Here is a 13,204-nt window from a genome sequence, read left to right as displayed (position 1 = left end):
CCACCCGTTGCCAGTTGCCAGAGTTGGTCTAAACCTCCGCCGCGTAGAGGGCGGCGACCGCCCTGGCCTGCCGGCTCAGGGCTCGGCGCGCCTCGTCGGGGGTGAGCACCTCGACGCCCGAGCCGAAGGCGAGCAGGGTCTCGACGGCGCGCACCGAGCGGAAGCGCAGCTCCACCCGGCTCCAGCCGGGCCCCTGCGGAACGGGCGTCCCGTCCGGTTCGGCGAGATCCGCCTGGTGCACGCGCAGGAACAGGGCCAGCACGTCGTCCCGCACCAGGGCCGTGACGGCCACGAGCGACGGGAGGTCGTCGATGCGGCGGCGCAGGACCTCCCACACCTCGTCGAGTTCGACGCCGGCGCGCCGCTGGACGGGCTCGGTGAGCACGACGGCCGACTGGGAGCGGTCGACGCGGTAGAGGCCGGGTTCACCTTCGTGGTCCGCGACCAGGTACCAGACGCCCGCCTTGTTGACCAGGCCGTACGGGTCGACGACGTAGGTGTGCGCGCGGTTGTCGCGGCCGTGCCGGTAGCGCAGCTCCAAGCGCCGGTCGGCGAACACGGCGCGTTGGAAGACCTCCAGGTCCGACCGCCCCGGCGCACCCCGCCAGCGGACCGGGTCGATCAGCACGCGCCTGCTGGTCAGGTCGGCGCCGCCCCGGTGCGGGGCGGGCAGCGCGGCCATCACCTTGCGCAGGGCGGAACCGAGGGCCTGACCGAGGCCGAGATCGGTGTGCGCGGAACCGGCCAGCGCCACGAACAGGGCCCGCGACTCGTCGGTGGTCAGGCCGGTGACGTCCGTCTGGTAGCCCGGCAGCAGCGCGATGCCTCCCTGCGGGCCGCGCACGGTGTAGACGGGCACGCCCGCCGTCGAAAGGGCCTCGACGTCGCGCATGATCGTGCGGACCGAGACCTCCAGCCGCCCGGCCAGATCGGTGGCGGACAGCTGCCCGTGGGTCTGCAGGAGCAGCAGGATCGAGAGCAGGCGGTCGGACCTCATGCCTCCGGATTCTTCTCCACGTACATGACAGAAGATGACATATAAGTGCCGCAACACTCTGGTCACCTGGTCGCGACGAGCGCGACCGGACAGGGAGGAACCACCAGTCATGACCGCCACCACCGGTGCCGCGCAGACGATCGCCGACGAGTACGTCCGCGCCTGGACCAGCGGCGACGCCGAGAAGGCCCTGAGCTTCGTGGCCGACGACGTCGTGTGCGAGGCGCCCAGCGGACGCATCGAGGGCATCGAGGGCTACCGGCAGTTCCTCGCGCCGTTCGTGGGCAGGATGCTCAAGGGCGAGGTGGTCGACGTGCTCGGCCACGACACCCGCGCCGTGACCGTCTACGCCGTCGACCTGCCGTTCGTGCGGAACCTGCACGGGACCGAGTACCTGACCGTCGCCGACGGCAAGATCAGCCACGTGATCAGCGTGTTCGACATGTCGCCGATGCTGCGGGCCGCGCAGTCCTGACCGGACACCACGGACCTGGTCATGGCGCTCGCGCTGCCGGGGTACGAGGCGGGGCCGCGGAGTAGCGCTACCCGCAGCGGGAAGCCATCACCCGGCCATGACCAGTCCTTTGTGGAGCCGGTCGGGCACGGCGCTCACGGGCACGGCGGCAGCGGAGTCCGTGAGCGGCCGCACCGGGCCAGCTCCGGCCACCTCACCCCTCCTCGGTCAGGGCGGTGATCATCGCCTCGGCCATCGGGGCGCTCGACGCGGGGTTCTGCCCGGTGAACAGGTTGCGGTCGCGCACGGTGTAGGCCTGGTAGGCGGGCCCTTGCGAGTGCAGCGCGCCCTTGTCCCGCAACGTGCTCGCCAGCAACCACGGCGCGTTCTCGGCGGTGCCGAACAGCTGCTCCTCCTCGTCGGTGAAGGCCGCCATCCTGCGGCCCTCGAACACCCACCTGCCGTCGGCGTCGACGGCGGAGAGCAGCGCCGCCGGGCCGTGGCAGACCGCGCCGATCACCTTCCCGGACGCGTCGGCCTCGACGAGGAGCCTGCCGAGGTCGGCGTCCTGGTACAGGTCCACGACGGGACCGTGGCCGCCGGGCAGCACGATCGCGACGTAGTCGTCCAGAGCGACCTCGTCGAGCTTGAGCAGCGGGCCGAACTCCCGCAGTGCGCGCTCGGCGTGCTCGACGTGGTGCCCGCACTCCGGCCCGGCGATCTCCGGGTCGGCGCTGTGCGCGTCCAGCGGCTGCAGGACGCCGCCGGGCGAGGCGAAGTCGACGGTGAAGCCCGCCTCGACGAACTTCTCGTGCGGGGCGGCCAGTTCCTCCGCCCAGTAGCCCGTCGGGTAGGCCGAGCCGTCGGTGCGCTCCCAGACGTCGGCGGCGGACATGACGATCAGGATCTTGCTCATCTGCTGGCTCCGTTCCGGGGCAGGTGCGTCAGGCGGGGAAGTCGCTGGCGGACGCGGTGGAGGCGGCGGCGTCGAGGGTCGCCTGCAGCGCATGGACCTTCGCGGTGGCGTAAGCGTGGGAGTCCGAGCCGAGGACCAGGCGCAGCGAGGTGTCGCCCGACACGACCTTCTCGATCGTGATCCGGGCGCCCCTGACCGGGTCGCCGAGCTGGTTTCCCTGCAGCTTCAGGTGGTTCTCGACCATCTCGCGGATCTCCGGGTACGCCGGGGTGGTGTTCTCGGGCAGCGCCAGCGAGTCGGTGGTGAGGAAGCCCGTGCGGAAGTAGCCGGGCTCGACGATCGTGACGCCGACGCCGAAGCCCGCGACCTCACCGGCGAGCGCCTCGCTCAGGCCCTCCAGCGCGTACTTGCCGGCGCAGTAGAGCGCCCAGCCGGGCACCGAGGTCAGGCCGAGGACCGAGGACACGTTGACGACGTGGCCGCCGCGCTGCTCGCGCAGGACCGGAAGCGTGGCGCGCAGGACGTTCCACACGCCGGCGACCTGGACGTCGAGCATGTCCCGCACGTCGCGGTCGCTGGTCTCCTCCACCGCGGCGAGGAAGCCGTAGCCGGCGTTGTTGACCACGACGTCTAGCCCGCCGAAGCGGTCGGTCGTCTGCCGCACGGCCTGCGCCACCGCGGCCTCGTCGCGGAGGTCGACCGCCAGCGGCAGCAGGCGGGTGGTGTCGGTGTCGAGCGCCGCGAGGAGGCGTTCGGTCGAGCGGGTCGTCGCGGCGACGTTGTCGCCCCGCTCCAGGAGCTGCTTGACGAGTTCGAGGCCCAGGCCACGGGAGGTGCCGGTGACGAACCAGGTGGCGGGACGATCGGTCGGAAAGGTCATGGCACAAGCCTGGCGCCGCGAACGGTCCCGTTGGGACGCATATCCGGCCCTGTGCGACCTCGGACTCGGCAACCTAGGACTCGGAGGTCCAGTTATGAACTCCGTGACTGCGCTAGGACTGCGCGACAATGGCTTCATGGCCAGTCTCAACCGCGAACTCGCCGACTTCCTGCGGCGCGCACGCAGCCAGGTCGACCCGTCCCGCGCCGGCCTGCCCTCCGACGGCAGGGTCCGCCGCGTCAAAGGCCTGCGGCGCGAGGAGGTCGCGCTGCTCGCCGGCGTGTCCACGGACTACTACGCCCGGCTCGAGCAGGGCAGGCGCATCACCCCGTCCGCGGCAGTCGTCGAGGCCATCGGCCGCGCCCTCGAACTGGACGAGGCGGGCCGCACGCACCTGCGGGACCTGATCGGGCTGCCGGCCGGCCCGGCGCCCCGCCGGCCGAGCAGCGTGCAACGCGTCCGTCCTGGCCTCTACCAGCTGATCGACGCGCTGGACGGGGAGCCGGCGCTGGTCCTCGGCCGCCGCACCGACGTGCTGGCGGCGAACCGGATGGCGAAGGCGTTGTTCGCCGACTTCGACGAGATCCCGCCCAAGGAGCGCAACTACGCGCGCTGGATCTTCCTCGACGAGGCCGCCCGGTCGTTGTTCGTCGACTGGCACGACCAGGCCCGCGCCGCCGTGGAGAGCCTGCGCTTCGAGGTCGGCAGGGACCCCGGCGACACCGCCACCGTCGCGCTCGTGAACGAGCTGCGCGAACGCAGCCGCGACTTCGACCAGTGGTGGGAGCAGCACCGGGTGCACCAGCGCACGTACGGCTCGAAGCGGCTGCGGCACCCGCTCGTCGGCGACCTCACCGTCGAGTACGAATCGCTCGCGCTGCCGGGAGATCCGGACACGATGCTCTACGTCTACAGCACCGCGCCGGACTCGCCGTCGAGGCAGGCGATGGACATCCTGGCCAGCTGGACGGCCGGTGCCCGGCCGAGCCCGCAGGAGGCAGGGCCCGAGGCCTAGTCGAACCGCCCGTCGAGTGTTCCGGCGGGCAGGACCTCGGTCGAGTTGTGCTCGCGGACGATCCGCCAGCCGTCCGGCGTGCCGCGCCAGACCAGCGAGGTCGTCGTGCGGATGTCCGTGACGGCCTCGGGTGTGACGATCCTGGCCACGAACCTCAGCGTGGACGCGGCCAGGTCGCCGGAGGCGAGCACGTGCGGGCCGTCGTCGACGGCGTGGTGCGCGGACACCATCTCGCGGAAGGCGGGTTCCCAGATCTCGCCGTAGGCGGCGGCCGTCGTGGCCACCCGGTGCTCGGGGTCGAAGTCGTCGTAGAGGCGGAGGTCCGCCGAGTCGAAGTCGTAGAACTCGCCGAAGACGCGCCGGAAGCCGAACGGCGCGTCCCCCGCGCGGCGGTCCCAGCCGAACACCCACCGGACGTGCCGGTCCGCGATCACCTGCTCTGTCGTCATGATCCCGACGCTAGGACCGCCCAGGACTTCCTGACAGGGTGCGCGACTCCTAGGGAGTCGCGTGGCGCTCGAGCACGCAGGCGATCCGCTGCACCGGGATCTCGTGCCGATCGCGGGTCAGCTCGTCCTGCACGACGTAGTGCAGCTTCTCCCCCACGCTCCGCAGCATCATCACGATGCCCTTGCGGGGTTCCTCTCCGTCCACGGTGAACTCGACGAAGTCCCCTTGCCTCGCGTCAGATCCGTAGTCGCGCAGCATCACGAACGCCACCTCCACCTCGTTGTGGTCCGACTCAGGAGAAATTGACGTCCTGACCGTCCACAAACGACATTTCACCGGATCAGGTGAGGAGGTGGTTCAACTCCGCCGAAGACCGTTGATCAGCAGCCGCACCAGGTGGCGCACGTCGTAGCGAACGCCTTCGGCCACGTTCGCCCCGGCGCAGATGCTGCCGACGGCGCGCATCAGTTCGTGGGCGTCCTGCCCTTCCACTATCTCGCCGGCCTGAGCGGCCTCGTCCAGCAAGCGCGTGCACACGGGCACGAGGTGTTCGAGGAAGTAGTCGTGCAGGGGGTCGTAGCAGGACTCGCTCGACTGCAGCACGGACGCCAGACCCTGTTTGGTGACCACGAAGTCGACGAACCTGTCGATCCACTTCGTCAACGCCTGGTGCGGACCCGGTTCGCTCGCGAGCAGCGCGGGCCCCGCCTCCGACAGCGACTCCACCTGCGACCGGTAGACGGCGAGGATCAGGTCGGCCCGCGTCGGGTAGTGGCGGTAGATGGTCGCCGTGCCGACTCCGGCGCGGGCGGCGATCTCGCGGATGGGCGCCTCCACACCGGAGGTGACGAACACCGCGGCCGCCGCCTCGAGCACGCTCCCGGCGTTGCGCCGGGCGTCGGCCCGCCGCTGGGGCCGCACCGCCGCGCCGGGAACCTCGCTCATCGCCCCATCCTATCGAGCCGTCCCCACCGGGACGGGCAGGTCCAGCAGCAGCGCGGCCAGTTCGTCCGGCACGGTGATCATGCAGTCGTGGCCCGACGCCAGTTCCCGGACGTCCGCCGGCTCGCCGTTCGGTTGCACGCCGGGAACGGGACGGCGCCGGACCGCCGACTCCGCCGTGCAGTGGACGTGCGTGCGCGGGATCGAGGCGAGCGCCGGGTGGTCCATCGCGACCGGCTCGTCCAGGCACCGCACCGTCTGGTCGGACAGCATGGACCGCAGCCACGCGACGTCGGCGGGATCGCTGACCCCGAACAGCCCGAACGGCTCCGGCGGCGGGGGCACCCTCCAGCCGTCACCGAGCATGCCGCGCGCCTCCGGCATCACGTCGAGAGCGCTCTCACCGTGCACCGGCACCATCGCGTCGAGGTACACGAGCCGCGCGATCCGCTCCGGGACCTCGTTCGCCACCGCGGAGATCACCATGCCCGCGTAGCTGTGGCCGACGAGGACGACGTCGTGCAGGTCCTCGTCCACCAGCAGCCGCACGACGTCGGCGGTGTGCGTGCGCAGGCCCGTGTCGGGGCCCAGCAGGTGCCGCGTCTCGCCGTAACCGGTGAGCGTCGGGGTGTAGACCGGACTGCCGCTCGCACCCAGCCTCGGCACCACCTTCGACCAGCTCTGGCCGCTGTGCCACGCCCCGTGCACCAGCACGTACGTCATCGGCATGATCTCTCCAGACTCAAGTGGGACATTGTCCCGATTACGATACGGGACGATGTCCCACTTAGTCGAGGAGGGATCCGGACACGTCAGCGCACCTTCTTCACCCGCGTCACGCTCACCGCGCCCAGCACCCCGAAGATCGCTCCACCCAGGAACAACCCGAGGTACCCGAACGAGGCGATCAAACCGGGCGCCGCCACCGGGATCAGCGACTGCGGCAACGACTGCGCGAGGTTGGCCACGCCGAGGTCCTTGCCCGCGGTCTCCTCGCTGGGCAGCACGTCGGCGATCAGGGCGAGCTCGACGGCGAAGAACGCCCCGAGCCCCGCCCCGAGGACGAGCTCGCCGAGCAGGACCGCCTCGATCGACGGGGCGAGCGCGATCACGGTCAGGCCCACGACGGCGATGGCCGACGAGATGATCACGAACAGCTTGCGGCGGCGCAGGCGGTCGGAGAGCCAGCCGAGCAGGGGCGCGACCAGGAGGATGCCGACCGCGTTGGCGAGGATCGCCTGGAAGACCAGGGTGGGCGCCTCCTCGTCGGTGACACCGAACCGCTCGATGAGGAAGTACGTGAGGTAGCTGGTCGCGGTGAACTGCGTCGTCGTCAGGAAGAACCGCGTGAGCCACGCCCAGCCGAGGTCGGGGTTCTTGCGGGGGTTGAACACGAACGAGCCGAGCAGGGCCTTGAGGTCGAAGGGTTCGCGAACGCGTTCGACGCGGACGCGGTCCCGCACGGGGGCGATCACGGCGACCATCAACACGACGCCGATCAGGCTGGGCACCAGGTACTGCACCGGTCCGGCCGGGAAGAGCTGGACGAGGAACGTCGCGGCGACACCGCCGACGTTCTGCGCGAGGCTGATGAACGACGCGGTGCGGCCGCGTCTCTCGGGGCCGATCTGGTCTGGGAGCATGGCCACGAGGGCGGCGAGCGCGAAGTTCAGGCCGACCTGCGCGATGCTCCAGCCCACGAGCACGACCGCGACGTTCGGGGCGACGGCGATCACGACGATGCCGGCGTAGCCGAGGGCGGCACCCGAGAAGATCCACGGCTTGCGCATGCCGAGGCGGCCGGTGGTGCGGTCGGAGAACCGGCCGGCGAGCGGGTTCGCGATCAGGGAGAAGACCGCGCCGACACCGAGGACCAGGCCGAGCGCCGCACCCGCGCCGTCCAGGTCGAGTTCCCGCAGCCGCAGCGCGATCGTGATGACGAGCGGCGGGACCAGGGCGATCGAGAAGCCCAGGATCGCGAGGGGGATCGCGATCTGGGGGTAGCGCGATGGCGGCGCACCGGTCGACACGGCCGTGGCGGTCGTCGTACCGGCGGTGGCGGGCGCAGGAAGGGGCTTTGACTCGTCCACGTTGACTTCCCTCTGCAGGCGAGCCCGGGGCGTGCTGCCCCAGGCAAGGCCAACACGATAACCCCAAAAAGTTCCAAGTGGAGCTTTTTAGTCCGCCACCGGCCTCAGGAGGTGCTCGAGGAGGGTCATGCCCCGGTTCATGTCGACCTGCGGGTCGAGCAGCCACTGCGTCGAGAGACCGTCCATCGCGGCGATCACCAGTGACGCCGCCACCTCCGGCGAGATGTCGGCCCGCACGGTGCCCACGGCCTGGGCGAGCCGCAGGATCAGCAACGCCTCCTTGCGAATGGAGTCGTAGCGCTCCACGAAGAACGCGCGCGAGTGCTCGTTGCCCGGCTCGATCGCCCGCGCGACCATGCCGTGGCGCAGCGCCACGAGACCCGGCGCCCTGGACACGTAGTCCTCCAGGTGGGAGGCGAAGTCGATCGTCTCGACGACGTCGACGCGGGCGTCGGCGAGCGCCTGGCGGTCCTTCTCGCGCAGCACCTCGACGAAGAGCTCCTCGCGGGTCTCGAAGTAGCGCTTCAGGGCCGCGTGGCTCACCCCGATCGCGTCACCGATGGCGCGCAGGCTGGTGCCCTCGAACCCGTGCTCGGCGAACACCTCGATGGTGCGGTCGAGGATCTGCTGCCGGCGCAGGATCCCCTTGGGGTACCGGCCGCGCTGCCTCGACGCCCCCTCCTCCTCGGTGTCCTGGACCTTCTCCGCGCGCTCACCCTGCGGCACCTGTACCTCCTCGTCGGTCGTTCGGGTCCACCCTACCAAAAAAAGTTCCACTCGGAGCTTTTCCTGGTAGCGTGCGGTCATGCATGACAACGTCGTCCAGGTCGAGCAGCGCGTCGGGAACACCATCCGCGATCACGTGACGCCCGCCCTGTTCATCAGGACCGCTCCCGTCGGCATCACCGCGTGGGAGGTGCCGGACGAACCCGTTCCGTTCGCGGAAGCAGTGAACCAGGACTTCGAGCCGTTCGAGGTCGGCACGCCCTGGAGCAGGCCCTGGGGCACGACCTGGTTCCACGTCACGGGCTCGGTGCCGCAGGACTGGGGGCGCGAGGGCAGCGCCGTGCAGCTGTTCGTCGACCTGGGCTTCTCCCCCCTGCTGCCCGCGTTCCAGGCGGAAGGCCTCGCCTACCGGCCGGACGGCACCATCATCAAGGGCATCGAGCCGTTCAACCGCGTGGTCGACGTCGACGGCACGTCCGTCGACCTCTACGTGGAGGCGGCGTCCAACCCGAACATGCTCGAGCACTTCTTCGCCTCGGCACCCGCCGCGGCGGCCGGGGGCATGGCCGCGGCGCTGCCGGGAACGCTCGCCCCCGTCGCCCGGCCCCACGCCGCGCGCCTGGGCAGCAAGACCACGGCCGGCTCGGAGCCGATCTACACGTTGCGCAGCCTCATGCTCGTCGAACGCGATCTCGAGGTGGACGCGCTGCTCGCCGACGTGACCGTCCTGACAGGACTGATGCGCGAGCTCGAGCCGACCCTCCCGCGCCGGGCCGAGATCCTCCGCGCGCTCGAGGCCATGTGCGACACGATCGACCCGGACGACGTCCGCGGCAGCGCTGCGGCAGCACGGAAACAGCTCGCCGGCGTCCTCGGCGCTCCCGCCCACTCCAGCGCGCACTCGATCGTCGCGGTCGGTCACGCGCACCTCGACTCCGCCTGGCTGTGGCCGACGCGCGAGACGGTCCGCAAGTGCGCCAGGACGTTCTCCAACGTGCTCGACCTGATGGACGCCGACCCCGAGTTCACCTTCGCCTGCTCGAGCGCCCAGCAGTTCGCGTGGGTGAAGGAGTACTACCCGGACCTCTTCGAACGCATCCGCGTGCGCGTGGCCGAGGGCCGGTTCGTCCCGGTCGGCGGCATGTGGGTCGAGAGCGACACGAACATGCCGGGCGGCGAGGCCCTGGTGCGCCAGTTCGTGCACGGGCAGGGGTTCTTCCAGCGCGAGTTCGGACTGCTCTCGCGCGAGGCCTGGCTGCCCGACTCGTTCGGTTTCACCGCCTCCCTGCCCCAGATCGCCCGCTCCGCCGGGACCGACAGCTTCCTCACCCAGAAGATGTCCTGGAACGACACCAACAAGATGCCGCACCACACCTTCTGGTGGGAGGGCATCGACGGCAGCCGGATCTTCACCCACTTCCCCCCGAACGACACCTACGGCTCGGACCTGGGTGCCGCCGATCTCGCCAAGGCGCAGCGCCAGTACGCCGAGAAGGGGGCGTCGAACGTCTCGATGACCCTCTTCGGGTGGTACGACGGCGGCGGTGGCCCGACCCGCGAGATGATCGCCGCCGCACGACGCACGCGGGACCTCGAAGGGTCCCCGCGGGTGACCCTGGGTTCACCGGGCGACTTCTTCGCCGAGGCGAAGGCGACCCTGACCCGTCCCGAGGTCTGGACGGGCGAGATGTACCTGGAGACCCACCGCGGCACCTACACCTCGCAGGCGAGGACCAAGCTCGGCAACCGGCGCAGCGAGCACCTGCTGCGCGAGGCCGAGCTGTGGAGCGCGACGGCCGCCGTCCGCGGGCTGCTCGACTACCCCTACGAGCAGCTGGACGCCATCTGGCACACGGTGCTCCTCCAGCAGTTCCACGACATCCTGCCGGGCTCCGCGATCGCGTGGGTCCACGACGAGGCCGAGGAGAACTACCGCCGCGTCGGTGAGGAGCTCGAAGGCCTCATCGCGGCCGCCCAGAGCGCTCTCGCGGGCGACGGGGACGCGACAGTCGTGTTCAACGCTGCCCCTGTCGCCGACGGAGGTGTTCCGGCACTGGGAGCGTCGGTCGGCCAGGAAGTGCCGCCGGCGGTGACGCCGGTCGCGGTCGACGGCGGTCACGTCCTCGAGAACGGCCGGATCTCCGCGCGGTTCGACGCCGCGGGACTGCTGGTCTCGCTGGTCGACACCGAGTCGGGCCGCGACCTGGTCCCGCCCGGTGAGGCGGCGGCGCTGCTCCAGGTCTTCCGGGACAAGCCGGTGATGTTCGAGGCGTGGGACATCGACCGCTCCTACGCCAACACCGTGACCGAGCTCCGCGAGGCGGCGTCGATCCGGATCGACGGCGACGCCCTGGCCGTGACCCGCACCCACGTCGACTCGGAGGTCGTCCAGAGGTTCCGCCTCGCCGCCGGCGCGCACGAGCTGCAGGTCGAGACGGCGGTCGACTGGCACGAGCAGGAGAAGCTGCTCAAGCTCGCGTTCCCCGTCGACGTGCGCGCCGACCAGTTCGCCTCCGAGATCCAGTTCGGGCACGTGATGCGCCCGACCTTCGCGAACACGTCGTGGGACGCGGCGCGGTTCGAGACGGTCGCGCACCGGTGGGTGCACGTCGGCGAGCCCGGGTTCGGCGTGGTGGTCGCCAACGCGTCCACGTACGGGCACGACGTGACCCGCACGACCCGCGACGACGGCGGCACGACCACCCGGATCCGCCAGTCCCTGCTGCGGGCGCCGAAGTTCCCCGACCCGGACGCCGACCAGGGGACCCACGTCTTCCACACCACGATCGGCTTCGCCCCGACCGTGCTGGAGGCGGCGGCCGCCGGCTACCGGCTGAACCTGCCTGCTCGCGGCGTGCGCGGGAACCCGGCCAACGCCGTCGACCCGATCGTGGCGGTGTCCTCGCCGTCGGTGCTCGTCGAGTCGGTCAAGCTCGCCGAGGACCGGTCCGGTGATCTCGTCGTGCGGCTGTACGAGGCGCGGGGTTCGCGGACGTCGGTCACCGTCGGGCTCGGGACGCCGTTCTCCTCGGCGTCGCGGACGGATCTCCTCGAGCGGGAACTGGGCGAGCAGGTGTGGGGAGCGGACGAGACGATCGGCCTGGAGCTGCGCCCGTTCGAGATCGCGACACTGCGCGTGCGGGTGTGACACCGCGGTCTGTGGTGGCATCGGCGCTTCGGGATCGGAGCTGTTCGTGACAACCGCGCCTTCCCGGCGCCGATGCGCGCCCCCATGTTCGTCCGGATTCCCCGTCGCGGTAAGGGTCTTGTGACCCCGGTCTTCCGCCCCCGCGGACGGGTCCGGACGGCCCGGAGGGGGCGGCCGCCGGCCCGGACTCGCGGGAACTTTGCCGTAGGGTGATCGCCGTGGTGCGGATCTCGCGGACCGACCTCTCCGGTGGGGTCGTCCTGACGACGACCGGAGCGCTGGACGCGGCCACCGCCGCCGCCTGGCAGTTCTCCGCCGCGCAGCACGACCTGCCACCCGGTCACGCACTGGTGCTGGACCTGCGGGAGACCGACTTCATCGCGATCGCGGGCGTCCGCGCGGTCGTCGCCGTCGCCGACCACCACGACCGGGAGACCGTCGTCGTCCTGGCGGCCGGTCACCACCTGCGCGACTGGATCGGCCTCCTCGACCCCCGGCAGCGTGTGCGCGTCGTCGACCGCCTCGGCCACGCGCTCGTCCTGTTCCGGCAGCTCCAGCCGTGAGCTCCCACAGCGCGTTCGTCTACGGGTCGCCCGACGAACTCGTCCAGCACGCGCTCACCGCGCACCGGTCCCCGGGACCGCTGGTGCTGGGCTGTTCACCGCGGCACAACGCCCTGATCACCGCGGCACTGGCGCCCGGCTCGGACGCGCGCACCCTGACCCGGCCCCAGGCCGGGACCAGACCGGGCACCGCGATCGCCGTCCTCGAACGGCTCGTCCGCGAGTGCGGTCCGGTGACGGTGCTCGTCGAACCGGACCACGGCGCCACGGCCGCGGGTACGACCCGGTGGCGCCGGTTCGAGGCCGCGTGCAACCTCACGCTCGCGCCGCGGGCCGTCACCCTGATCTGCGCCTTCGACGGCCGCAGCACACCGGACGCCGTCCTCGCCGCCCTGGCGGAGAGCCACGGGCACCACGACGACCCCGAGGCGGTCCTCGATCGGCTCGCCGTCCGCGCTCCGCTCGTCCCTCCCCCGGCCGATCCCGTGCTCGTGGTCCTCGGCTCCGCGTCGATCGACGACCTCGGACCGATCCGGCGGCGGGTCTCCGCCGCGCTGGGCGTGCTGCCGGTGCTGGCGCGCACGGACTTCGTCGCCGCGGTCAACGAGGTCCTCACCAACGCCCACCTGCACGGACGACCACCCGTCGACACCAGGCTGTGGGTCTCACCGGACTTCGTGGAGTGCCGGATCACCGACCGGGGACGGGGTTTCGGCGACGCCGGCGCCGGCTTCCGCCCCGGTGCGGGCGGCGGTGACCTGCGCCGCGCGGGGGCGGGGCTGCGGCTGACCAGGCAGACCTGCGACGACCTCGACACCTGGCACACGGCGACGACGTTCACCGTCCGGCTGTCGAGCGCGACTTCCTCCACGCACGACATGAACCACAACGGCGCGATCGCGCGCGTGGAGGCCGCGCAGGTCCGTGCCGACGCGGCGCTCACCAGGGCCGAGGCCGCGCGGGTCCGTGCGGAAGCGACCCGCGAGCGCCTGGCAGGCCGCATCGCACCACCGCACTGACGGT

The 13,204-nt window shown here is 71.3% G+C and carries 14 protein-coding genes; 5 read left to right on the top strand and 9 right to left on the bottom strand.

All coding sequences use genetic code 11. From position 1 onward, the window contains the following. Positions 1–28: 28 nt before the first annotated feature. Entirely contained in the window at positions 29–997 is a 969-nt protein-coding gene (locus BMY74_RS37905) for a helix-turn-helix transcriptional regulator (RefSeq protein WP_089925085.1), read from the bottom strand. A 109-nt stretch (positions 998–1,106) separates the two neighbouring features. Here BMY74_RS37905 and BMY74_RS37900 point away from each other — a divergent pair, with 109 nt between their 5' ends. Beyond that, positions 1,107–1,472, top strand: coding sequence for a nuclear transport factor 2 family protein (locus BMY74_RS37900; protein WP_089925082.1), 366 nt, complete (start codon positions 1,107–1,109; stop codon positions 1,470–1,472). A 193-nt stretch (positions 1,473–1,665) separates the two neighbouring features. On the opposite strand, the gene BMY74_RS37895 is transcribed toward BMY74_RS37900, so the two are convergent. Together BMY74_RS37895 and BMY74_RS37890 are read right to left on the bottom strand one after the other, a co-directional pair. Further along, positions 1,666–2,367, bottom strand: coding sequence for a type 1 glutamine amidotransferase domain-containing protein (locus BMY74_RS37895; RefSeq protein WP_089925079.1), 702 nt, complete (start codon positions 2,365–2,367; stop codon positions 1,666–1,668). A gap of 28 nt (positions 2,368–2,395) precedes the next feature. Next, positions 2,396–3,247 carry an SDR family oxidoreductase gene (locus BMY74_RS37890; protein WP_089925075.1) on the bottom strand — a complete coding sequence of 284 codons (852 nt, stop codon included), beginning with the start codon at positions 3,245–3,247 and terminating at the stop codon, positions 2,396–2,398. 136 nt (positions 3,248–3,383) lie between these two features. Between BMY74_RS37890 and BMY74_RS37885 the strand changes: the two genes are divergently transcribed. Then, positions 3,384–4,262, top strand: a complete 879-nt coding sequence (locus BMY74_RS37885; RefSeq protein WP_089925072.1) for a helix-turn-helix domain-containing protein — start codon at positions 3,384–3,386, stop codon at positions 4,260–4,262. Here the strand turns inward: BMY74_RS37885 and BMY74_RS37880 are convergent. The 6 genes from BMY74_RS37880 to BMY74_RS37855 all read right to left on the bottom strand — a co-directional run bounded on the left by BMY74_RS37880 (position 4,259) and on the right by BMY74_RS37855 (position 8,470). Beyond that, on the bottom strand, positions 4,259–4,711 hold the full coding sequence (locus BMY74_RS37880; RefSeq protein ID WP_089925068.1) for a nuclear transport factor 2 family protein: 453 nt from the start codon (positions 4,709–4,711) through the stop codon (positions 4,259–4,261). The two genes, BMY74_RS37885 and BMY74_RS37880, sit on opposite strands and share 4 nt — an antisense overlap. 49 nt (positions 4,712–4,760) lie before the next feature. Further along, complete coding sequence (locus BMY74_RS37875) at positions 4,761–4,982, bottom strand: hypothetical protein (RefSeq protein ID WP_143091864.1); 222 nt, start codon at positions 4,980–4,982, stop codon at positions 4,761–4,763. An 87-nt stretch (positions 4,983–5,069) separates the two neighbouring features. Then, positions 5,070–5,657, bottom strand: coding sequence for a TetR/AcrR family transcriptional regulator (locus BMY74_RS37870; protein ID WP_089925061.1), 588 nt, complete (start codon positions 5,655–5,657; stop codon positions 5,070–5,072). Positions 5,658–5,666: 9 nt separating this feature from the next. Then, on the bottom strand, positions 5,667–6,383 hold the full coding sequence (locus BMY74_RS37865) for an alpha/beta hydrolase (protein ID WP_089925058.1): 717 nt from the start codon (positions 6,381–6,383) through the stop codon (positions 5,667–5,669). Between the two features lie 83 nt (positions 6,384–6,466). Beyond that, entirely contained in the window at positions 6,467–7,744 is a 1,278-nt protein-coding gene (locus tag BMY74_RS37860) for an MFS transporter (RefSeq protein WP_089925055.1), read from the bottom strand. 87 nt (positions 7,745–7,831) lie between these two features. Beyond that, positions 7,832–8,470: a TetR/AcrR family transcriptional regulator gene (locus BMY74_RS37855; RefSeq protein ID WP_218159884.1), complete on the bottom strand. Its 639-nt coding sequence runs from the start codon at positions 8,468–8,470 to the stop codon at positions 7,832–7,834. Between the two features lie 79 nt (positions 8,471–8,549). On the opposite strand from BMY74_RS37855, the gene BMY74_RS37850 reads away from it, so the two are divergent. From BMY74_RS37850 to BMY74_RS37840, 3 genes are all read left to right on the top strand, one after another. Beyond that, positions 8,550–11,618 carry an alpha-mannosidase gene (locus BMY74_RS37850; protein WP_089925048.1) on the top strand — a complete coding sequence of 1,023 codons (3,069 nt, stop codon included), beginning with the start codon at positions 8,550–8,552 and terminating at the stop codon, positions 11,616–11,618. Between the two features lie 218 nt (positions 11,619–11,836). Beyond that, complete coding sequence (locus tag BMY74_RS37845) at positions 11,837–12,181, top strand: hypothetical protein (protein WP_143091863.1); 345 nt, start codon at positions 11,837–11,839, stop codon at positions 12,179–12,181. Continuing rightward, a complete protein-coding gene (locus tag BMY74_RS37840) occupies positions 12,178–13,200 on the top strand; it encodes an ATP-binding protein (protein WP_089925042.1) in 1,023 nt (340 codons plus the stop codon). The genes BMY74_RS37845 and BMY74_RS37840 overlap by 4 nt, the downstream gene beginning before the upstream one ends. Positions 13,201–13,204: the final 4 nt, after the last annotated feature.

The sequence above is a fragment of the Lentzea albida genome (assembly GCF_900111005.1).
Lineage (GTDB): Bacteria > Actinomycetota > Actinomycetes > Mycobacteriales > Pseudonocardiaceae > Lentzea > Lentzea albida.
Note: the sequence above shows the minus strand (reverse complement) of the source record. Positions and strands in the feature narration are given on the sequence as shown.